Below are 23,351 nucleotides of genomic sequence, written 5' to 3' on the forward strand. Positions count from 1 at the left end.
AAGGTTATCTAATTATCTGTTAGATATTAGAATGTGTAACGAATACCAATTTTAGCTTGCCATGCTGATGCGCCTTTATCGATAGTCGAGTAGTTACGAACATCTGCACCCTTATAACGAGGAGAGATAATGAGCTTGCCATCGTCGTCTAAGCCACCAAAGTCATAAACAGCTTGGTCAGAGTAACCTAATTTCTTCTCTATACCCCAGTCACTGTTTAGTAGGTTAGCAAAGTTTTCGATCATAAAGTAAAGCTCACCTTTATGCTCTTTATAGAAACCTGGGATCTCTTGCTTAAAGCTTACATCCATAGTAGTGACCCAAGGTTGAGTGCCGGTGTTACGGTCAAGCAGTTGGCCACGCTCGGTGATACCAGCGCGATTAAGTAAGGTCTCTAACTCGTTCCAAGATAGTCTTGATTCTTCCCAATTTACATTGGCGTCATCAGGGCCCGATGGAATGTAAGCTAGGTATGCAGAGGTACCAGCAAAGTCGCGAGTATCACCAAAGTCATAGTCATTATAAGACCCCATTGTGTAGCTAAATGGACGACCAGAGCGACGCTCAAAGAATACGTTAAACTTAGACGCGTAACCGTCAAAGAATTCAGTTGTATAGCGTAGATTTAACTTGAAGCTGTGCTCAACTTCGTAGTGGCCGCGGCCAACCAATTCAACGTTACGGCTGTGCGTGGTTGCATGTTTATAGTTTCCATCAGCTTGAGATGCGCTGCCTGGAGAAACATCTTCAACATCTTGGTTTGTATAGCTTGCTGAAACATAAAGCCCGTTATCCCACTCTTTAGCAATAGCTGTGCTAATGATAACTGAACGCGCGTCTTTATCTGCGTTAGTCATCATGATGTCGTAGTTATCTCTTAACTCACCAGAGTACTTGTTTTCATATATGATACGACCTGTTGCAGAACGAACGATATCGCCGTTTTCATCAAGTTTAGGGGTAATAGAAGTATTCTTCCAAATCGCTTCATCTTGCTTATTGTGATAAGCAAGTTCAGCTGTCCACTTAAAGCCATCGCCTAATAGCTCTGAATCAAAATCATATTCAAAGCCAATTTGAGCACGAATACTTGACGGTAACTCGAAGTTTGGATCTGTATAGGCTGTGCTACCTGCGCCTTGCTGTAGAGAATCTTGAATTGGCTGTGGCACACGAGTGAAGTCAACTTGCTCAACGCCAGCGAAGTAATCGTTGATAGCGTCTTGGTTTGCGCTAACCTGCGTTAACCCGTCTTTTTGGAATGGGTTGTTAAACCAAACATTTGGGATACCGCCGTGGAAGCGACCAACACCACCATTAATGGTCAGTGATTCAGTGGCATAATACTTGAAGCCGATACGTGGTAAAATGATATCTGCACCGTCCAAGTTTTCTTGGTTTGTATAGCCGTATGTTTCTTGGAAAGCGGTATTTAACGTTGGCTTATCGCTTGAAGATAAGCGTTCGTAACGAACACCCGCTGTCATTTCAAGGTCGTCAGTCACATAGAACTTATCTTCAATATAAAGCGCAAGTTGTTCACGTGTAGCATCATAAGCTAAGTCATTGACATTGTTAGTATAAGCATTGGTATAAGAGAACTTATAGTCATCATACTTGTTTAAGAACAGCTTTTTGTTTTCAAAATCTTCTATGCTACCAAACGTCCAGCTACCTCTTGAGTCTTCACCGAACAAGTTGTAAAGGCGCTTGCTCTCGTACTGACCACCGAAGTTAATCTCGTGGTCACCCATTAGGTAAGTTGCATCAAGTGTAAACGCGTATGTTTCTGTTTCAGACTCGTTAACATGACGGTATCTATCGCGTCCAAATTGGAAGCCAGCACCGCGCTCACCGAAGAGATTTACACGAATATTGCCTAGATCTGAGTTTGTAACGCTATCGTTTGTTACGTTTTTATAAGCAAGGCCAACCTCTGTCGAGAAATCATCTGTCCAATCAGAGTATAATTTGGCAGCGAAATTATCGAATTTGGTCGTATAGGTATAACGACTTGACGCCATTGATACTGTGTCGCCACCTGTTGCGAAGCCTCTTGCATCTTCTTCATCTTGCCATTGGTAAGTGAAGTCTGCACGGTGAAGATCTGAAATGTTCCAGCTTAGCTTGATTAAGATGCTATCGCTGGTGTCTTCAGGGTTACCACCAAGCTCATCTTGAATACCGTATACGCTGTTTAAAGCATTAACAAAATCGAGATAATCGTCTGCACTAACGTCAAACTCATGAGCTGTACCTGAACCATCAAAACCGTAGTCCATGTCCATCTCTTGCTTCCAAGCGTTGTAGTTTACAAAGTAAAATAGCTTGTCTTGGATAATCGCACCACCGGTACTAAAGCCTAAACGCTTTTCGGTAACGATAGGATCTGTGCGTGCCACTTCATAAGTTCTATGGCCATCTTCATCAAGAATGTTAGAACCAGCGCGGTGGATTATTTTACCGTCAGCGTCTTTTATGTCTTCTTTGTATTTCGCTTCTGAGATGTTATCTAGCTTACCTGCAAGGCTTGGTGTGCTAGTTTCGTAGAAACCAGTAAAGGTGTATTCATTAGAGCCTGACTTAGTAACCGCATTGATCGTACCGCCACCAAAGTTGCCTTTTTTAGCTGAGAAAGGTGAGGTATCTACAGAAATCTGCTCAATTGCATCAAGTGCTACCGGTGGTTGTGCTGTCGGATAACCGCCAAAGTTTAGACCGAAATCATCATTTTGACCGATACCGTCAACGGTTAAACCGTTGGTTCTTGGGTTATTACCCGCAATTGTTAGTTCGCCATTACCATTGATGCTGGCGAGTGGGTTTAAGCGTGCAATGTCTTTGATATCATTATTGAAGCTAGGTACATTTTCAATGGTATCTGCACCAAATACACTGCTTGAGCCACCAGCTTGTTGCACTAGTTTATATCCAGTGACTTCGATTTTTTCTATTTGTTGTAACGGTTGAAGCTGGTTGGTTAGGCGGTGAGTATCACCAAGCTCTAGATAAATATTGTCAAGTTGTGTATCTGAATACTTGTTAGAATCCAAGATTACGCGGTAAGGACCACCTACACGAAGGCCTTTTGCGATAAACGTACCTGACTCGTTAGTTAGAAAAGTACTTGTTGTTCCAGTTGGTTCGTGAATAACTGTAACTTTAACGTTTGCAGCGGCTTCACCGGTTGGCGTTGTAATTTTACCGCGCATTGCAGATGACGTGTCAGCAGCGTAAGCACTCACTGATACGCCAAGTGCCAGAGCTAATGCGCCAGCTACTTTAGTTAAGCGAACGTTTCTCATTATGTCATTTCCCGTGTGTTTTGACTGTTTCAATGTAAATTACTGCGAACACAACATTTTTATATCAATCTTAAAGACGTTGTGTTCATAAACATTTCTATCAACTGCCGCTTTGGGTTTCTGAAGCCAGAGTCCCAAAATAGTGCTGATGAGAGTGTTTGGTCGATCTAAGTTGTGTTATCGACCTGGTATGCGCACACTAAGCTCAGTCTGTGTCGACTAAACAGTAAGCACCTCATAAGAGGTTCTCTTTCTTCCAAAACCACGTAATTAACGCTGTTTCTTGATGTCAAAAAGGCCGCTTACTTAATGCGATTGGTATTAAATCAAAAAGAGCAAAAAATATACTATTCTTAATTCTGCATACTTGCGAATTATACAGTAATAATAGGGCGGTTATCAAAAGTTTATGCTTTACTTTTAAGGTTTTTTGATTGAAACAATGGTGAAAATGTGGAGACACTGGTGTTGTTGTAACCATTTGACAAATAAGGTTTTTTGTCTTTTTTTCGAGTTTGCGGCGGCCGGTACTTTGTAGTGATGATATAGGCTGTCAATACTTTCAGTTATCTTCAAAGACAACTATTCATTTACACCAAATATTTATATTTTATTTTTTGAATTTTATATTGAGCAGTTTCAAAGATTTAATAAAAATGCGTCACCTAGAGATAAAGGTGACGCATTTTACTTAAGCTGCTAACTTGTTAAGTATGCGTAGTAACTAGATATTAAAATTTATAATTAACACCTAGCTTGATACGCCATGAAGAGCGTTCCGCATCAAACGTAGTTGGTGCATCACTTTCATAACCTTCGCTGTAGATATACTGATTTGCAGCTTGGTCATACTCAACACCAACTAATTCGCGACCGTTAAAGAAGTCAGTTCTGTATACCTTACCTGCGCTACTATCAATTAAGTTAAGCAAGTTTTTCACTGAGAAGTAAACAGAACCTTTATGACCTTCCATAAACCCAGGGATTTCTTGGGTAAATTTGAAGTCTAGGCGTGTAGTCCAAGGACCATTAACAGTGTTTCTATCAACGATGCCGCCGGCTTGGCCCGCAAGACCGTGTTGGTCAATTACGGCTTTCAATTGCTCATAGCTATAACCATCTGCATAGCGTACTTTGGCATCATCTGCACCAGTTGGGATGTAGGCTAAGAACTCACCATCATCGAAGTTGTTTTGTCCACCAAAAGTGTCGTAGCCATTAGCATAAATCCAGCTATATGGTCTACCTGAACTACGCTCACCTTGTAGTGAGAAAGTAGACTTGTAACCTTCAAACAATTCTGCTGCGTAAGAAATATTAAGTTTAAAGCTGTGTTCAATCTCATAGCGGCTGCGGCCAACAACTGGGTTGTTTCTATCAGCTGCATTATACTTCTCATAGTTTGAGTTCGCTGTTGACGAAGTACCGCCAACTAGAGAGGTTGCATCTTGGTTAGCGTATGAAGCGTTTACATAAAAACCATTCTCAAATGCTTTTGACAAGCTAAGTGTAAATGTTTTACGCGTACCGCCTTCACCATTGGTTAGCATGATATCTGCACGGTCACGTTCACCAGTACCTACGTAAATGTTACGACCATCAGGGCCTGTAACAACCTCTTGTGTTTCACGGTACAACTCTTTCCAGCGGACAGCATCTTTTTCGTCGACATACATAAAGCTCGCTTCTAGATCCCAGTTATCACCTAGGCCGAAATCAGAGAAGTCAGCTGAATAGTTAGCCGTGATGCCATAGCGCCACTCTGAAGGTAACTCGAAGCTTGGGTCAATTAGGTTAACGTCACCATTACCTGGAGATAAGGTTGCACCTGCTGGCGGTTGTGTAAAGTCTGGGTTATCAAGGTCTACATCATCAGTATTTGCACGAACGTTGATTTGACCGTCGCTCGAGTATGAGTTTGAAATCCAAACGTTTGGTGTACCACCGTAGTAACGGCCAACACCACCACTGATGGTTAGGTTATCCGCAGCAGTCCAGTTAAAGCCTAAGCGTGGTAAAAAGATATCTTTTCCATCTAGGCTATTGGTATTTGAAAAGTTATATAGATCAGTGAATGTAGAGTTTTCACGGATCAGGCCTGAAGTCGAGATTTTTTCATAACGAACGCCTGCATTAATCCATAAATCATCGCGAATATCCCAACGATCTTCTACGAACATATGAAGATTTTTTACTTTAAAGTCAGCTGCAGCATCATTTGGGTTACCTGTGTAAGCATTTGAATAAGAAACGCTCTTCGCTTTACCTGCTTTAAAGTCTTCAAGTGAGGCAAATCTCCAGTCGCCTCGAGAGAAAGGAACAAACTGGTTAAACACATCGATTTCTTCAACACCCACACCAAAGCTTAGGGTGTGATAATCAAATAGGTACTCACCCTCAACGTCAAAAGTAGTTGTAGTGTTCTCTAACTTATTAGCGTGACGGTAAGGATCTGTGCCGAAGTACACACGGTTATCGTCAAAATCAATACGCACCTGACCAACTTTCGCATCGTTTAGCGTGYCAGAGAATGGAGCTTGGTTTGTTTTGGTGTCTTTGTATGACACTTTTACTTGTGTTGAAAACTCATCCGTCCAGTCTGAGTAAAACTGTGCTGCATAAGAGGTAATTTCTCCCTTTTTATCATACCAGTTACTCAATAATGAAAAACGACTACTGTTGGTGTTTTGAGGCGTAATCGAGTTGTCTGTAGAGTCTTGGTAAGTAAATGCTGCACGATGGTAGTCATTAATATTCCAGTCAAGCTTAACAAGCAATTTCTCACTGTCGTTATCTAGCCCCTTAGGAATGCTACCAGTGTTAACATTGTATTTGTTACTCGCAACGCTTTGGATTTCTTCAAGCTGGGCGCCAGTTAACCAATCTAGTTCATTTGCTGCGCCAGAGCCGTCTACTCCCCACTCAGTAACGAATGGAGTGGTAGACTCTTCATAAGCAACAAAAAAGAATAGCTTGTCTTCGATAAGCTTACCACCAAGTGCTGCACCAAATGTTTTACGCTCATATTCTAAGTCTACATCAGTGCCATCTTCACGCTTTGGCGTACCAGCCATTGAGTCATCTTCATACTCATAGAAGAATTCACCAGATAACTCATTGGTACCTGACTTTGTCACTGCATTTACAGAAGCACCGGTAAAACCAGATGCTTTTGCATTAAATGGTGTGATGTCTACTGACACTTGGTCAATAGCTAATAATGAAATTGGTGAACCATTCGTCGGGTAACCATTCTCGTTTAGGCCAAAATCATCATTTTGTTTAACGCCGTCAATAGAAATACTATTGAAGCGCGGGTTTACACCACCTACTGACATCTCACCGCGAGAGTCATCAGAGATATTAACAAGCGGGTTTTGACGTACGATGTCTTTTATGTCACGGTCAAATGAAGGTGAACGCTCAATATCGCCTGCACCATAAACACTTCCCATTGTGTCTTTTGAGGCATTGATAATTGAGTGACGAGATGCACCTGTGATGGTGATTGTTTCGATATCAGAAGTTAGTTCTATATCCAGTGCCGAAGTTTTGCCAAGCGTTAGGAATAGATCTGTTAGTGTTTTATCTTTATGTTTCTTAGAGTCAATTACAACAGTGTATGGACCACCTACGCGTAAGCCAGACGCATTAAAAACACCACTCTCATTAGGAGAGAGGGTTTTCTTTGAACCTGTTGGTTCGTGAATAATTGTTACGACAGAAGAAGTATCTGGGTTACCTTGTGGCCCCACAATAGTTCCTTTAATCGTCGATGTTAAAGAGTTTGCACTGGCTGCGCCACTAACACCTACAGCTGCAACTATCGCTACAGAAAGTGCTGTTTTGCGTAAAATAGTGTTCATTATGTTGTTTCCCGTATTTTTAGAACTAGCTACAATTATATTATTTCGCAGTCACAGAAGTCTTTAGTGCTTCTTTTAGTGGCTGCGAGTCCTTATCAAAAATTTGGTTTAATAAACCAGCAAGTCTAATACCGCCTTGTTGCAGTCTAAACTTCACTGTTGGCATATGCTTGTAAATGTACCCATAACTTATTTCAGTTTCATTGCTGTTATATACATTTTCGGCAATATTATTTGATTCAAGTAGCCAATCAGCTGGTGCGCTGTCTAAATATTCAGCAATTGTTTCAGAGTTTGTGGTTTGAATAAAGCGAGTAAACTCAGTAAACGAGAGATTTTCGTTTTCAATTAATTTGGTATCCCAAGTGCTGTGTAAATTAGAGTCGCTACCGAAAAACTTTACTTTAATCATATTACCCCCACGATCCTTACCTCTGCCGGCATGGAAAGGTTGGTGACTATCGCCTACAAGGTGGACAAGGAAGCGTAACGCAAAACGTTTTTCGTCTATAGATTTGGAGTCGGATTGGAGCGTGTTGATAGAGTAATAAATGCCATCTAGAATATTTTTTACTTTTTCTTTGTCGTCTAGATTTGAATGGACATGTTGGTGCATATTTTTAGGATCTTCGATATTAATGTAATGCCATTTCGAAGACTGTTTGCGCCAAAAGGTGCTTGGATCTGAGCGCATCTCGTCAGCCCATGTGGATACTTCAGCTAAAGAATCGCCTTCTAGTAAAGGCTTAATAGCAAGGCGGGTGTGGTCAGTTAAATGTAATTCAGCTAATTCGCCAATGATCCTGTGCCCATTTTGACCCCATGCTGCTGCATCTGAAGTGGTTAACGTCATTCCTACTGCAAAAAGTAATGAAATGCTTTTACGTAACATTTTTATCTCTTGTGGAAAAGGGAACAATCTTCCCAATAAAAAGTGAGGCCAATTGTCCGCATTTTTCAACAAAATAAAAGGACTCAATAAGATTCATAATTTCTTATCAATAAAGTATTTAAATCAATTGCTTATGTCTTTTTAGTAAAATTACCTATTGCAATAAGTAAAGAAAATTGATCTAATAGGCGACAAGAAATGGTAGGTTATGTGTAAATGTGATATATAGTAACGTTTTGGTTAGTAAAACAGCAATTTTCTTCGTGTTTTTTACAGGTGCATTATTGTGTTGGTTCCTCGGTAGTAGGCTGGTATCTGTTAAACCTTTGTCAATCGAACCAGTTGTGCAATATTCAAGTTCGTGTAAAACGCGCTCTGTTTCCAATATCAACACGCTAAAAGTACATGTACCTATTAAAAGTCTAGCTTTGGAAGTGCTTGTTAGAGCCTGTGAAAATGACGTTGTTACCAGGCAATATGGTGAGGTAAAGGTATATTGGGGTGGCAGCCTAGGAGAGCAAATTGAATTTTTGGCCAAAGGTATTGCTGACGTAATCTTGACCAAAGACAATATTATGTCTGCATTAATGGCCGAGTCTACCCATAGTTACAAACCGGTTATTGGGTATCCTGCTTATTCTGCATTTTTTATTTCAAACACCGAAAAACCGACTTTATCCAAGTCTTACTTTTTGGACAAAAAGATCGGTTTACTAGATTACCCAACCAGCCGCTCGGGGCATATTCTGCCAAAAAGTGCGCTAAAAGACCTAGATATAGATATTAACGCGCTCGACATTACGTATTTGAGTTCGCATCAAGCACTGCGTGAACGACTTGCATCCGGAGAAGTAGACATTATCGCTTCGTACTGGTCTGATGAAGATGAGGTGAGGTTTTCAAAAAATTATATTACACCGATTGCGGATAATGTCAGCGGTAGTAAGTGGTATTTGAAAATGAACAACAATAACACCGATTTAGTGTGTGCGTTACAGGGGATTGTACACCAAATAGCTCAGTCAAGAACATCCAGCTATTTTGATAAAGTAGATACCTATTGGCAGTGTGAGAAGGCTCCTTACCGCTTTATTGGAGAAAAAAATGGAGCTAAATAAACGTAATATATTTTTATTTATGGGCTTATCTTTGCTTTTTTGCTGTATTTTCCACTTATCTCAAACTACCACAGTAACAGATGTGTTAAAGCAGCAAAAAGAAGCAGTTGCATTGAGAGTGGCTATTGATTTAAATAAACTCCCTGTAGCAGATCCATTTTTACACTACGCGGGGAATGAAGTTGAATTAAATGAGTATATCAATGCTTTAAATTTATCTTTGCAAAATAAAGGTGCTCGACTTACTGTTTTAGATATTAATACCTCAGGTGCTGGAGAAAGTAAAAATAGTGAAATACTGACATTAACTGCCCCACATAGAAATTTTTATGTAGCTATTTCTATCGATAACTCTAAACCTGTTTTTACTTTTATATTTCCTTTCATCATGGCTTTAATTGGCGTCGCTTTTTATAGTTGGAATAGAAAGAAGCATATCGCAGCAAAGGTTAATAAAGTTGAACTACCAGAAAATTTACCAGAGTTTAAGCTGATTATTGATTTATACTCAAAAACAGTAACCACTAACCGTGATAAACAGGTAAGGGTACAGCTTGCAAATAAGCCATTATGCTTTTATTTGGCATTGATAGAATACTGCGATGTCCACCCAGATGTTCTTTTGAACCAAAACAAAGCGATGCCAGAACCGTTGCTAGAATTGGCCGATAAATACTTTTATCGACTGGTGGAGCTTGGTCACACTATCAGAAAACGGCCAAATTTTACTAATAGTCTTGAGAAGACACTAAGTGAAATTAGAGCTGCTTTAGATGAAGCACTAGAAGCATTTCCAGAGAAAAAAGCGCTGTTTTATCCACCCAAAGCTCATGGGGAAGGCTCACGCTCTAAGCTTCATAGTTATGGGCTTAATGGAGTTAAAAAGTCAGAAGTAGAAGTGATAGGTAAGTGATACCAGCATCATTCAAACAACCTTAGGTTTGGATAAGGAGTGCTCTAATTTGTCTCTGGGTCAAACCAGAGAGTTTTAGGGGAAGTGGTGTTATCGACAAAATTTTTTGCCTCAACATAGCAAGCTTAATTAAGATAATTGGAATAAGCGAGCGACTCTTCTACTATCTACAGACGCTAATCGAGTAACAACGTTAGGCTCTGTCTGCCACTTTTATTAGGCTAGCATTAATATAGATAACACCTAAAAGCGCTATCTAATATTAATGCTAGTTTCCGTATCACAGATCGACTGCTTTGATCGGGCTGTGCTTTTGCAGGTAATCCTTCAGTACTTGAGCATCAGTGAAGTCTGTAGCGGTATATTCTGCAAGTTGGTTAACTTTAGGGTAGCCATCACCACCTGCGGCATTATAGCTGTTAATACTCATACGGTAGCGTTGATTAAGCGCCAAAGGCTGCCCTGCAATTTTTACATTAACCACTTTATTATCTTTTAAATCAAAAGTAATGTGGTGATACTGCATATACGCACCAGAATCTGGTGGAAATTGTGCGACTGTGTTCAGATAGTTGATTAGATCTTTACCTTGCCAGTCGACGTAAGTAATGCGGTTTCTAAAAGGGTGTACCTTTAATACATCTTTATAGCTTATATCACCTTGTTCAATACTGTCTCTGATCCCGCCGCCACTGATAATACCAAAATCCGCCTCCACAGCGGCCATCTGAGCATTAATAATCAAATCAGCAAGCTTGCTTTGTTTAAATCTAACCGTGCTTCGACGGCCATCAAGAAAACTATCTACAGATCCAACCGCACCAGCTATTTGCGCTTGCCCTTTATCTTGAAAGGGCTTCAAGAACGCAAGAAGTTGTAAATCTTCTTCGATACTTTCCCCAATTACCACACCCTTGTCATCCTTAAGATTGACTGGGATCAGGTTGTAACTGACCAAGGTTTTAGTATCTCCGCTGATTTTAAACACGGCTTTACCCACATACTTACCCCATTCATGAGCTTGCATTATCCAAGTACCATTTTGGTTGTCGGGTTTACATGTTTTGCCCGGAGAAAAGTGCGTATTCTCTTTACCGCTTTTATCTACGCAAACAGGCTCTTGAGAGTGCCCGCCTACAATTAAGTCGAGTGTGCCGGGGGCGAGCTGGCGTGCTAGCGTCACATCACCTGGTGCATTGATCCCATGTGCGGCATCATGATAATGACCCATATGAGTCACTGCTATCATCACATCAGGGTTATATTTCGCTTTTATCTTAGGTGCCCAGTCTTGTGTCGCAGCCAATGGCTCAATAAATGTCAATCCATCAATATGCTTAGGGTTTGCTATCTTTACCGTATCAACGGTCGTCAGACCAAGCACTGCAATCGTTAAGCCTTCCTTTTTTATAATAGTGTATGGAGTGTAAGCAGGGGACTGAGAGGTGTTGTCGATGATATTAGCTGATAAAATAGGGAAACCAGCCCACTCAATTTGTTTCGCGAGGACATCACGACTGTTATCAAATTCGTGATTACCGAGCGCCATAGCGTCATAACCTAACTTTTTCATTCCTTTAAAATCGGGCTCTGCAAATTGCAAATCTGATTCTGGAACACCGGTATTAATATCTCCACCCGAAAGCAAGATAACGGCATGACCTGAATTTTCGGCTTCGCTCTTTAGTTTATCGATTAAGGTTTTTCTTGCGGCCATACCATACTCACCCTTTTCATTTCGCCAAAAGCGACCATGGTTATCGTTGGTATGTAGCACAGTCAGGTACTGTGTAGATTGCGGCTCATTGGGAGAATACTGACAAGCTGATAACAGCAATGCCGTTGAAAAAATCAAAATATTGCGCATAATTCAGTATCGTTAGTAARTTATGCGCGTATTTTAGAACAATAAAATTATTTTAATAGTGCTAACACTCAAAATCGCTAAATTTTCTATTACTATTTTCAGCGGCACAAACCCGCCTGTTAAGTTCCACTTTGGCGTACTCTCGTTTGTCATGGCCTGTTTCAACCATCCAATTTAAAAAGCTTGCTGGTAGTGATGAATACGGTTCACCAGCATGAAGACCAAAGTCGCAAATAAGATTATCCTGTTTCATTTGATTGCCCCTGTTGTTCTTTTAATCATCGACATGCTAGCAAATTGGTTCAGACTTTAAAGAATAGTTAGTTAAAAGAGATGGCTTTTTTAGTCCTTTTGGTTATATAAGTGTTAATATAAGCGTGAGCCATTGGGCTAGTACGAATACGCAGCCGGTTAAATAAAGCCTAAAGCGTAAAGTCAGGTGATTGCTACCAATATGCACGTATGAATGCGCGATACGACTAAATACAAATAACAAGGCAAAAAGACTAAACCATAATGTGACTAGTTTTAAAGAAAGTGCTGCGAGGGAGACAACAAAGAATAGAATGGGGATCTCAAACTGATTACTAAAATTACGTGAAGCGAGTATGACTTCTTCTGGAGCGTCGTTAATCTGCATAGTCTTGAACTGATCGATGTGTATTAGGCTTTTCTTTGCTGCAGCAAAGCGTCGCTTTCCCATAACCAGCATCACACTAAAAGTTAACAGCGTCTGTAAAAATAGTGCTACGAGTAGTATATAAATAGAAGTTGTCATCATTTTCCAATTTACGAAGTGTTACAAAACAAAAATATCGAGTATTGCAAAAGGCTAACGCAATGACCATGATAATGTGACTATTAATAGTCATTTATCACCATAATGGATTGTTTTATGAAAAAGCTATTCGCAATTAGTGCCCTTACTGTAGCAGTTATAACCGGGTGCAGTACAACTTCTTCGTTAAATAGCACGTCTGTTAAGTCAAATTTACTCTCACCTAAACTTATCGTCAGTCCAAACGATGACAGACAATATCAAACACTGACTTTAGAAAATGGCATAGATGTCATCTTGGTATCTGACCCTTCGGTGTCCAAATCAGCTGCTGCGTTGAGTGTTGGTGTTGGCTTACTTCATGATCCCATGTCGCAGCAGGGAATGGCGCACTATTTGGAGCACATGCTATTTCTCGGGACAGAAAAGTACCCCGATAGCAAAGGGTATTCAGAGTTCATGACCAATAACGGTGGTGCCCATAATGCTTATACATGGCTAGATATCACCAATTATATGTTTAAGGTAAATAATGATGCTTATGATGAAGCGCTAGACCGCTTTTCAGATTTTTTTAAGTCACCTAAATTGTACCCTGAATATACCGAAAAAGAGAAAAATGCGGTAAATGCTGAATGGTCAATGCGAAGAGAAATGGATTTTTTTGGCCAGTTTAAGCTTGCGAGAAACATGATGGGCGAGCACCCTGCAAACCGATTCTTGATCGGAAATCTTGAAACCTTAGGGGATAAGGAAGGGAGCAACCTTCATCAAGAAACTGTCAATTTCTACAACAAATATTATTCGGCGAATATTATGAAATTAGCGATGATTTCAAATGAGCCGATTGAGCAAATGGTCGCCAAAGCGAAAAAGCATTTTACTTCAATTAAAAATAAGCATATTGAAAAACCGTCTGTAACACAGGCACTTAACTATAACAAAGTAGGGCAAAAGCTTGTTCATTATAAGCCCAACGAAGATGTAAAGACGCTGAAACTTGATTTTACGATTGAAAATAATGCGGCAGAGTTTGCAGTTAAGCCCAACTACTTCATCACTTATCTATTAAGCAATGAGATGGCAGGAAGCCCTGCACAAGTGCTAAAAGAGCAAGGGCTTATCTCTTCATTGACCGCTTATGCTACGCCAAATAGTTATGGTAATTATGGCACGCTCCAAGTTGATATTCAGTTAACTGATCAAGGTATTAAGCAGCGTGAGTTAATCACAGGCACTGTGCTAGATTACATTGAGTTAATTAAGCAGCAAGGTGTCGATAGCCGCTATTTTAAAGAGATCCAAACATCGCTAAACAATCAATTTAGGTTTTTGGAAAAAGGAGATGAATTCGGCTACGTCAGTAATTTAGCCGATAGCATGCAGCATTTTCCAGTAAACCACGCCATCAACGCAAGTTATTATTACGCTCAATTCGATGCTGATGCGGTAAACGCTGTATTAGAGCAATTAACTCCAGAGCACATGCGAGTGTGGTACATCAGTAAAGATGAACCTACCGAAGATAAGCTGCATTTTTATGACGGTGAATATAAAATTGTAGATCTAAAAGAAAGCGACTTTGAACACTGGAAAAAAGCTGCAAACTTTAACTTATCACTCCCTAGCGTAAATACGCTCTTACCGGAGCACTTTGCTTTAAAAACTGCGCCAGCCGATGCAAAAAAAGGCGTACAAAAAGTAATTGATGCTGATGGGGTAACAATCTGGCATGCAGCCAGCGAGCGATTTTATGCTCAGCCAAAGGGCAGCTTAAAAATTTATATCAATAATCCAGAATCATTGGATGATATTAAAACTGAAGTTGCATTGGCGATTTGGTCAGATTTATATCGATTAGATAAAGCGAAATTGATGACGGAAGCTAGTGTTGCAGGAATGTATCTAGGCCTCACGCCGAGCAACGGTTTAATGCTGGATATTTCAGGTTTTACTGACAAGCAATCGCTGCTATTAAAAGACGCATTATCTGGACTGCAAATCAGTGTCAGTGAGCGCGCTTTTGAACAAGCCGTAGACCGCTACGTGAGAGGTATTCAAAACCAAGCTAAAGAATTCCCATTTAGACAGGCATTTAGCGTCTACCAAAAGCTAATACGTTCTGGTAGCTATGACGACACTGCATTAATTGCGGCCGCAAAATCGCTCACAGTGGGCGATTTAGAAACAGTGCAAGATCACGTGCTGAGTAATAACCAAGTAAGAGTATTTGCCTACGGCAATTACGATAAATCGGATTTAGAAGTACTCAAATCAACGCTCGACAATACGTTGGCAAAACGCAAAAATATTACCCAATATGCCCGAGCTGGTTACTGGAAACCTGAGAAAAAACAAACCTTAGTGTGGCAGCAAGATATAGATGTCGCAGATGTGGCTGTGATTGATTTTGCAGTACACCCCGTACCAGGCTACGCGCAAAAAGCGGCGGCGATGATACTGCAAGGGCACCTCAGAACTGCGGCATTTGAGCGCCTGAGGACACAAGAGCAGTTGGCTTATGCCGTAGGCGCGACAGGTGTTACTATTGATGAGTACTCTGCGCTTGGGTTTTACATTCAGACTCCAGTGAAAGACGCAAAAAGTATGCAAGCTCGCTTTGATGAATATAAGCTAGAATATGCAGAGGAACTGAACAAGTTAACGTCTGAGACATTTGCGCAGCTTAAAAATGCGGTGTTGGTGTCGTTGACCGAAGCGCCTAAAAACTTGTCTGAAGAGTTGCAGCCATTGTTAGGTGATTGGTTTAAAGAAAATATGGAGTTTGACTCTAAAGCTAAATTGATAGCGGCTGTTGAAGCGATAACATTGGCGGATGTAAAAGATTACTACCAAAAGACGGTAATGAATCCAGATGCTGCTCGACTGAATATTCAACTTCGTGGCAGCAAATTCAAATCTGAACCGTTTGCTGATCTGCCCATGCAAATTAAACTAGACTCATTAGAGCAGGCTAAAAAGCAAGTTAAATTTCAGCCGTAAAATAAAAGTAGGCAATTTCGTAAAAGCTGGTTAGGGTAGTCCTGCCAGCTTTTTTATTTATAAATAACCTAAGCTACGGATAATTAATACCTTTCTATCAGCCGAGTGTTAGCGCTAACGGCGTAAACTCGGCTGGTCTATAGAATGTAGGCAAGGCAAAAATTTTGCTATTTAGTCATTCTAAATAAGAAACTTTTAACGCTGTTAGCGTCAGATTTACTCCTTCAAATTGAGCAAGTATTGAGTCTAATTGGTATAATATCAATAACATCACGAATAACCTGTACAGGAAGCATTATGGTCATAGCAAAAGGAAAGCGTGTTTATTTGAGAAAGGCCAACTTAAATGATACTGGTTTTATGCTTCAGTTACTTAACCAAAAAAGCTTTATAGATAATATTAGAGATAAAAATATTAAAACCCATCGTGAGGCGCAAGAACACATTGAGCATGCGTATCTCATTCCGTATCAAATTGGCTTACCTGCACCTTACATTGTTGCACAAGCGAGTAGCGGTGAGAGTGTTGGTGTATGCGGTTTATATCAGCGTAATTTTCTCCGCTATCCTGATGTTGGCTACGCGTTTTTAGATCACTTCACCGGCAAAGGGTATGCAGCAGAAGCAGTAATGGCACTCATAGAATATGTTAAATTGCACGAAAGCTATCAATGCCTTAGTGCAATAACACTAGAATCAAATACAGCGAGCATAAATGTACTGAAGAGGACGGGTTTTACAAGTTGTGGCGCAATTATTATTGATCAAGACCACAAGCCTGTGGTTGTGTTTGAACGCAATTTATAATGATTGATTTATATGTAAACTCAATTGTTTAACATTTTTCTGGTGCGCGGCCACTAGCGCGTTAAAACCATCTTGTGCTAATTCAGTTTCAAAGTGAAATGGGTGCACTTGGCTAAGTTGGTAGCTTTTGTCTTTATAGGTATACAAGTACCATGTGCCACTCATTACGGCACCTTTTTCAAAATGACCAGCAAACTCATCCACTTCAACAACGAGACGCCGATGTTTTTCATTATGACGATAAAATTTATCGCTCTTTATTGCGGTGATATCCGAAGCGGTATTTAGTCCGTTGATTAAATGCCAAGTCAGCATATCAGAGGGGGGTTGTGCCCAAAAATGGAAGTTTGCAATATTCACTTTATTATTGGGCTGAAGCTGCACGAGGGCTTGTTGATTAAACAACTCAATTAACTGCACCTTGTCAACGATAATAATATTGCTCGATTGTGATAGTGCAGAGGCTTCACTGAGAGTCTGCGTTGTGCTCAACTGGTAATAGCTTACTGGTAACGATTTATTTGTCATACACCCAGCGAGCAAAACACACAACATAGATACAGTGAATCGTGTTTTCATTTTGTTTTCCTTGGCTGTGGATCTGCCTCAGCCTCTTTGTTAAAAATCAGCATATTAGGTTGTTCGTTAAGTCCTTTTGAAATGGGCTTTAAGCGATTTGAAAGACTCTCAATTTCTTCTAGTGTGCTGTTCAACTGTTCCATCACGCCAGAGCCTTTTTGATACTGAGTCATTGTTTGTTCAAATTGTTTTAAGCTGGAAGTAAGCTGATTTAATGTGTCTTTAAGACTGGTTAAGTTGCCACCAACCTTTTCTGTAATGTCATTCTCGTTAACAGATTTTACGAGTTGATTCATTTCCATTGCTAGTAACCTGTGTTGCTGAAGGGCGCCTTCTAATTCCTTAACAGTTGTTTCAAGAGGTAACCCATTTAGTTTGTTTAATAAGCTGGTGACTTGTTCCGAAAGTGCAGTGAACCCGCTTGAAACGCTCGGCAACACTGGATAAACAGTCGCTTTATCGGTACTTACGATTTCAGCACTTGGGTAGAAATCTAGCTCTATATATACCGCACCTGTTAACAAATTGCCACTTTTTAGTGACGCTCTTAATCCATTTCTAATCCATTTTTCTATATTGGTTGACCAATACTCTTGTGCCAGCTTCGCATCTTCATAAATGCGACCGTATTCAATTTTAACTAAAACAGGAACGGATGTGTTGTCTCTTTGAAAATAAAGTGGCCTGTCGTCACTGACACCTGTTGCGGGAACTTGCTCAATTGTACCTATTCTCATTCCTCTGTATTCTACGGGAGCACCTGCTTTTAAGCCTCGAATAGATTGTTCAAACTCAACAAGATAGTAATCAAAGTGATCGAAGCGTCGCTCGAGCGCCATAGAAAAGTTTTTATGTAGGGCATAGCTTTTATTTTCGGTGGAAACTTTACCACTAGGCATTGAAGGTGGGTAGTCAACGGAGATCCCTCCTTTGATCATCTTGGCTAATGACCCAGTTGAGACTTCTACGCCTTCGGTTGACAGCTTAAAGTCAATCCCAGAGCTAATCCAAAAAATAGCATTGTCTGTAATGAGTTTATTGTAGGGAGAGTAGATAAAAATACCATATTCCATTTTTAGGCTTTCAACACTGAAATGTGCAGATTCCACCTGACCAATTTTAAAGTTTCGGAAAAATATACTAGAACCAACATCCAAAACCTCGGCATCTGATGCTACCAGTTTATAACGTTTCCCTTCAACCTCTGCACTAATGAGGGCTGGCTCATCCATTAAGGTAAAAATGCTAGAGCGAGCTTTCGCTTCACCAGGTGATAACTCGATGTAAACCCCAGATAGAAGGGTGTTCATACCTGAAATTCCAGACTCATCTATCCGTGGTTTAACGACCCAAAAGGATGAGTCTTCCGCGAGCAAGTCGCTATAAGGTTGCAATACTCTGACTTTGGCGACAACAGCATTTTGATTAAGCTCTAACTTTAATGATTCAACCAAGCCAACTTTCACACTTTTAACCCGTACCTCAGTTTTACCAGCAATAATGCCATCGGCATCATTCATCTTGATGAAAATGGTATGGCCTTTATTAATTTGGTGTTGATATAGCATCCAGCCTGTAATCAGCAACGCGATAATAGGAATTATCCATATTACGGAAAATTTTGGTTTGTCTTCGATATCGGCTTGAGTAGTCATTGATTATTTTTATCCCACAATAATCTTGGATCAAAACTATTAACGGCAGCTATCTGGCACAGCACCATTAGAGTAAAGAATACAATGCCAATTTCCGGTTCCACATTCAACACTGTACCAAGTTGAACCAAAGAGACCAAAATAATGACAACGAAGACATCAATCATCGACCAGCGACCAATAAATTCGAGTAGTCGATACACTTTTGTCGCTTTTAGCGGATCCTTTGGTATTTTCACTCGGATCAGCAAGTAACTTAATAATAACGCTTTTAGCACGGGAATACATATACTTGCGAGAAAAATAAGCGTAGCGACAGGGTAGGAGCCATCTTCCCATAAAACTTGGACGCCGGAAAAGATAGTCGCCGGTGTATGCAAGCCTAGGCTTATAGTATCCATAATCGGAAGAAAGTTAGCTGGAATAAGTAGCACCACGCTGGTAAGCATCCAAGCTAAACTTTTTTGAATAGATTGAGCTTTTCGATATTTTAATTTTGCATAACAACGTTGGCACTTATCACCTTCTCCTAAAAAACCACAGACCTTACAGCGCTTTAATACTGCGGGTAGAATGGTAGCATTCTCTTTAGGCTCAATTAGGTGTAAATTGCACTGAGTTTGATTGCGCCACATAAATTCATGATCAAATAGAGATAGAGCTTCGATAAAACACAGTACAAATAGTATGTAAGCCCAAAAACCCAATCCCATTTCAAGTTCAGCAAAAGACATCAGTTTAAATGCACTGACAAGCACCGCGACCAGGAATATATCGGTCAAGTTAAGTGGCTTAAGTGTTGATAGTAGTTTTGCTAAATGTCTAGCATTGTGTGCGTTAATCACTTGCCAATAATTAGTGTGTGCAAGAAGTAGTAACAGGCTAACTGCAATCGGCATGATCAAAATAGTAAACGCAAATAACCCAGCTAAGAAGTAGCTGTAATGATCTGCAAGTAACATCAGCGCTTGCCAAAGGCTCACCACCTGAGTGATACCGTGTTGAGTGTAGGTAATGAAGTTGGGGAACAAACTTGCACATAAAAATAACAGGGCGGAAAAGCTAAAAGCCTGTATCAGTTGATTATGATGGCCTTGCACTTGGCAAAGTACGCACCGGCAATTTGGGCATACCGCACGTTTTTGCGAGTCGACCTGATCAATTTGAACGAGCGTGTCGCATTCTGGGCAAGCTGTTAACACACAAAAATCCGTTGATTTTATTTTTATCTAGTTTGCTTGATGTACTTAAATAATTCAAATATTTGAGGTCGTGAGGCAGCTCGATTGGTGGGCATAGAGTTTTTTAGAATAAGCGCAAGCGATGGTTATATGATATTTTGAATTTCTACATTCTAATCAAGCTGCGATTTGGATAAGGAATGCGTCAACTCCTTATCCTGAATTTAGCTTAATCAAATACCGCAACTGTTTGACGGCTCAGTGCGGCCAATTTACCATCTTGTGTCCAAATTTTTGCATCTTCTATCCCATAGCCGTTGTTGCTGTGGTGTGTAATAGCTTCAAAACCCAGCCAAGATTGAGACGATAGGTCAATATCACTCAGAAACTCAATATACCATGACATACTACTAGCAGGGCTTGGTGCTTTACACATTTGCAGTAGAGTCGGTGGCCACGCATCCGCTAGTGCTAGCACGTGCAGCTCATTCATGTTGGCATTTTGCTGCTTGAACTTCATCCAGCCACCTAAATTAGAAGATGCAGCGCCTGAAAAGGGCAAGGCACCTTGCTGGGCATTTAAGGCAACATGTTGGAAAAACGCTGGCATTACACCTTCTTGATACGGTAAAACTGCTTCTGTATTGACTTCCCGTAGAGAAGGGCGTTCATTATTAGAGACAGCAATGGCTGACTCTCTATCTTTGCCAAAACAACCGATAGCAATTAAACATACCTGGCCTGATTGAACTAATTGTGTTTGCATTTGAGTTGCATTTTTGCCGCTACGTAGAATAGTTGTAGATACTGTAAATGGAGTACCTTCAAGCAGTGGACCTACAAAGTTTACACTCACGGAGAGTAACCGACGGGGCTCATTAAGTTGGTGCTTCATGTTTTGTACCGCAATAGCTGCTGACAATCCGCCGAATGCAGTGCGACCTTGACACCAGTTTGCTGGGAAGGTCATTTGTGCTTCTTTCTTTTTTAAGCACGGAGAGTGAATAAGCTCATCAAATGTCATGTTGTCATTTCTCATTATTTGCTATGTTTGCAATTAGCATAACTGGTCTAACCAGGTAATCAAGAGAGAAATGTTAGAACCATTATTATCTGGTAACACTAAATCGACGTATTTATTGGTCGCTTTAGGCCGATGCTTGAGTAATGGTTTATCAGTTGTCGATTTAAATAAGGCTATTACGAAATAGGCAATAAAAGTTGATTTTTTGAGCGAAATACATGAAACAGGAAAAAAATTCGATTTTTTTTAATTTTTTTTAGTTGTGACGCTTGAATTACAAATTGGCGGCCCTATTTATCAAAGCAACTAACTGAACAACGAATTTTGAAGTCGGAGATGATTCATGGGTAAAATTATTGGAATCGATTTAGGTACTACTAACTCTTGTGTAGCGGTACTTGATGGTGACAAGCCGCGCGTTATTGAAAATGCTGAGGGCGACCGCACAACTCCTTCTGTTATTGCATTTACAGATGACGGTGAAACACTAGTAGGTCAGCCAGCAAAACGCCAGGCGGTGACTAACCCTAAAAACACACTATACGCGATCAAGCGTCTAATTGGTCGTCGTTTTGAAGATGAAGAAGTACAGCGTGACCTTAGCATCATGCCTTTCAACATCGTAAAAGCGGACAATGGTGACGCTTGGGTTGAAGTGCGTGGTGAGAAAAGAGCTGCACCTCAGATCTCAGCTGAAGTTCTTAAGAAGATGAAAAAAACAGCTGAAGACTTTCTTGGTGAAGCAGTAACAGAAGCTGTTATTACAGTTCCTGCATACTTTAACGATTCACAGCGTCAAGCAACAAAAGATGCAGGTCGTATCGCAGGTCTTGAAGTTAAGCGTATTATCAATGAGCCAACAGCAGCAGCTCTTGCTTACGGCATGGATAAAAAACAAGGCGACAATGTTGTTGCGGTATACGATTTAGGTGGTGGTACATTCGATATCTCAATCATCGAGATTGATGAAGTTGAAGGCGAGCACACATTTGAAGTACTAGCAACCAACGGTGACACTCACTTAGGTGGTGAAGACTTTGATAACCGCGTTATCAACTACTTAGTTGCTGAATTCAAAAAAGATCAAGGCATTGACCTGAAAACTGACCCGCTAGCGATGCAGCGTGTTAAAGAAGCTGCAGAAAAAGCAAAAATTGAGCTTTCATCTGCACAGCAAACAGAGGTTAATCTACCTTACGTAACTGCTGACGCGACAGGTCCTAAGCACATGAATGTGAAGCTTACTCGTGCAAAACTTGAGTCACTAGTTGAAGACTTGGTTGCGCAATCAATCGAGCCACTAAAGCGTGCATTAGCTGATGCAGATCTGTCTGTAAGCGACGTGAACGACATCATCCTAGTTGGTGGTCAAACACGTATGCCACTGGTACAGAAGAAAGTTGCAGAGTTCTTTGGTAAAGAGCCTCGTAAAGACGTAAACCCTGATGAAGCGGTAGCAGTCGGTGCTGCGGTTCAAGGTGGTGTACTTGCGGGTGACGTGAAAGACGTACTACTACTTGACGTTTGTCCTCTGTCTCTAGGTATTGAGACTATGGGTCAAGTAATGACTGCGTTAATCGAGAAAAATACGACTATCCCTACTAAAAAGTCGCAAACTTTCTCAACAGCAGAAGATAACCAGTCTGCAGTAACAATTCACGTACTACAAGGTGAGCGTAAGCGCTCAAGCGATAACAAGTCTCTAGGCCAATTCAACCTAGAAGGTATTCGTCCAGCTCAGCGTGGTGTACCACAAATCGAAGTTACCTTTGATGTGGATGCAGATGGTATCTTACACGTATCTGCGAAAGACAAAGATACAGGTAAAGAGCAGAAAATCACTATCCAAGCTTCTTCAGGTCTAAGCGATGATGAAGTAGAAAAGATGGTACGTGATGCAGAAGCAAATGCTGAAGAAGACAAAAAGTTTGAAGAGCTAGTTGGCGCTCGTAACCAAGCTGATGCGCTTGTTCATGCTACACGCAAACAAGTTGAAGAAGCGGGTGACGACCTTCCTGCTGATGACAAGACAGCAATTGAAGCTGCACTTGGCGAGCTAGAAGCAGCAATTAAGGGCGATAGCAAAGAAGAAATCGATGCTAAGACACAAGCACTAGCAGAGAAATCTCAAAAGCTAATGGAAATCGCTCAAGCAAAAGCGCAAGCCCAACAAGCTGGCGGTGATGCAGGTGCCCAACAAGATTCAGCGAAAAAAGACGATGACGTAGTTGACGCTGAATTTGAAGAAGTTAAAGACGACAAGTAATTGTAGGTCTTGAAGGAGGGCGCGCTGGCTGTATGGCTTGTCGCGCCCTACGTGTTTATAAATTAGACTGTTGTCTCGCAAGTATTTGCAAGCGACA

At 40.7% G+C, this 23,351-nt stretch carries 15 protein-coding genes; 5 read left to right on the forward strand and 10 right to left on the reverse strand.

All coding sequences use genetic code 11. The features are described from left to right. Positions 1 to 26: 26 nt before the first annotated feature. From EAG18_RS16555 to EAG18_RS16565, 3 genes are all read right to left on the reverse strand, one after another. Entirely contained in the window at positions 27 to 3,305 is a 3,279-nt protein-coding gene (locus tag EAG18_RS16555) for a TonB-dependent receptor (protein ID WP_125253474.1), read from the reverse strand. Between the two features lie 731 nt (positions 3,306 to 4,036). Further along, a complete protein-coding gene (locus tag EAG18_RS16560; RefSeq protein ID WP_125253475.1) occupies positions 4,037 to 7,171 on the reverse strand; it encodes a TonB-dependent receptor in 3,135 nt (1,044 codons plus the stop codon). A 40-nt stretch (positions 7,172 to 7,211) separates the two neighbouring features. Continuing rightward, positions 7,212 to 8,063, reverse strand: a complete 852-nt coding sequence (locus EAG18_RS16565; protein ID WP_125253476.1) for a S1/P1 nuclease — start codon at positions 8,061 to 8,063, stop codon at positions 7,212 to 7,214. Between the two features lie 344 nt (positions 8,064 to 8,407). Between EAG18_RS16565 and EAG18_RS16570 the strand changes: the two genes are divergently transcribed. Together EAG18_RS16570 and EAG18_RS16575 are read left to right on the forward strand one after the other, a co-directional pair. Beyond that, complete coding sequence (locus tag EAG18_RS16570; RefSeq protein ID WP_244297404.1) at positions 8,408 to 9,181, forward strand: PhnD/SsuA/transferrin family substrate-binding protein; 774 nt, start codon at positions 8,408 to 8,410, stop codon at positions 9,179 to 9,181. After that, a complete protein-coding gene (locus tag EAG18_RS16575; protein ID WP_125253477.1) occupies positions 9,168 to 10,094 on the forward strand; it encodes a hypothetical protein in 927 nt (308 codons plus the stop codon). Before EAG18_RS16570 ends, EAG18_RS16575 begins: the two co-directional genes overlap by 14 nt. Before the next feature lie 280 nt (positions 10,095 to 10,374). Here the strand turns inward: EAG18_RS16575 and ushA are convergent, their stop codons facing one another. The 3 genes from ushA to EAG18_RS16590 form a co-directional block, all read right to left on the reverse strand. Next, positions 10,375 to 11,961, reverse strand: a complete 1,587-nt coding sequence (gene ushA, locus EAG18_RS16580; RefSeq protein ID WP_125253478.1) for a bifunctional UDP-sugar hydrolase/5'-nucleotidase UshA — start codon at positions 11,959 to 11,961, stop codon at positions 10,375 to 10,377. 61 nt (positions 11,962 to 12,022) lie between these two features. Next, the gene (locus tag EAG18_RS16585; protein ID WP_125253479.1) at positions 12,023 to 12,214 is read right to left on the reverse strand and encodes a hypothetical protein; all 192 of its coding nucleotides are present in this window, start codon (positions 12,212 to 12,214) and stop codon (positions 12,023 to 12,025) included. 102 nt (positions 12,215 to 12,316) lie between these two features. Beyond that, positions 12,317 to 12,742 (reverse strand): MAPEG family protein, encoded by a 426-nt coding sequence (locus EAG18_RS16590; protein WP_275557326.1) that lies wholly within the window; start codon positions 12,740 to 12,742, stop codon positions 12,317 to 12,319. A gap of 114 nt (positions 12,743 to 12,856) precedes the next feature. Here EAG18_RS16590 and EAG18_RS16595 point away from each other — a divergent pair, with 114 nt between their 5' ends. Together EAG18_RS16595 and EAG18_RS16600 are read left to right on the forward strand one after the other, a co-directional pair. Then, the gene (locus tag EAG18_RS16595; RefSeq protein WP_125253481.1) at positions 12,857 to 15,742 is read left to right on the forward strand and encodes an insulinase family protein; all 2,886 of its coding nucleotides are present in this window, start codon (positions 12,857 to 12,859) and stop codon (positions 15,740 to 15,742) included. A gap of 297 nt (positions 15,743 to 16,039) precedes the next feature. Next, positions 16,040 to 16,549, forward strand: a complete 510-nt coding sequence (locus tag EAG18_RS16600; protein ID WP_125253482.1) for a GNAT family N-acetyltransferase — start codon at positions 16,040 to 16,042, stop codon at positions 16,547 to 16,549. Here the strand turns inward: EAG18_RS16600 and EAG18_RS16605 are convergent. The 4 genes from EAG18_RS16605 to EAG18_RS16620 all read right to left on the reverse strand — a co-directional run bounded on the left by EAG18_RS16605 (position 16,544) and on the right by EAG18_RS16620 (position 20,988). After that, complete coding sequence (locus tag EAG18_RS16605) at positions 16,544 to 17,128, reverse strand: ABC-type transport auxiliary lipoprotein family protein (protein ID WP_125253483.1); 585 nt, start codon at positions 17,126 to 17,128, stop codon at positions 16,544 to 16,546. The genes EAG18_RS16600 and EAG18_RS16605 overlap by 6 nt on opposite strands. Further along, positions 17,125 to 18,783, reverse strand: coding sequence for an intermembrane transport protein PqiB (gene pqiB / locus EAG18_RS16610; RefSeq protein WP_125253484.1), 1,659 nt, complete (start codon positions 18,781 to 18,783; stop codon positions 17,125 to 17,127). Before pqiB ends, EAG18_RS16605 begins: the two co-directional genes overlap by 4 nt. Beyond that, the gene (locus tag EAG18_RS16615; protein WP_125253485.1) at positions 18,780 to 19,985 is read right to left on the reverse strand and encodes a PqiA/YebS family transporter subunit; all 1,206 of its coding nucleotides are present in this window, start codon (positions 19,983 to 19,985) and stop codon (positions 18,780 to 18,782) included. Before EAG18_RS16615 ends, pqiB begins: the two co-directional genes overlap by 4 nt. 208 nt (positions 19,986 to 20,193) lie before the next feature. Then, the gene (locus tag EAG18_RS16620) at positions 20,194 to 20,988 is read right to left on the reverse strand and encodes a thioesterase family protein (protein ID WP_125253506.1); all 795 of its coding nucleotides are present in this window, start codon (positions 20,986 to 20,988) and stop codon (positions 20,194 to 20,196) included. 343 nt (positions 20,989 to 21,331) lie between these two features. Between EAG18_RS16620 and dnaK the strand changes: the two genes are divergently transcribed. After that, the gene (gene dnaK / locus EAG18_RS16625) at positions 21,332 to 23,254 is read left to right on the forward strand and encodes a molecular chaperone DnaK (protein ID WP_125253486.1); all 1,923 of its coding nucleotides are present in this window, start codon (positions 21,332 to 21,334) and stop codon (positions 23,252 to 23,254) included. Positions 23,255 to 23,351: the final 97 nt, after the last annotated feature.

Source organism: Pseudoalteromonas sp. J010, assembly GCF_003934235.1.
Taxonomy (GTDB): domain Bacteria; phylum Pseudomonadota; class Gammaproteobacteria; order Enterobacterales; family Alteromonadaceae; genus Pseudoalteromonas; species Pseudoalteromonas peptidolytica.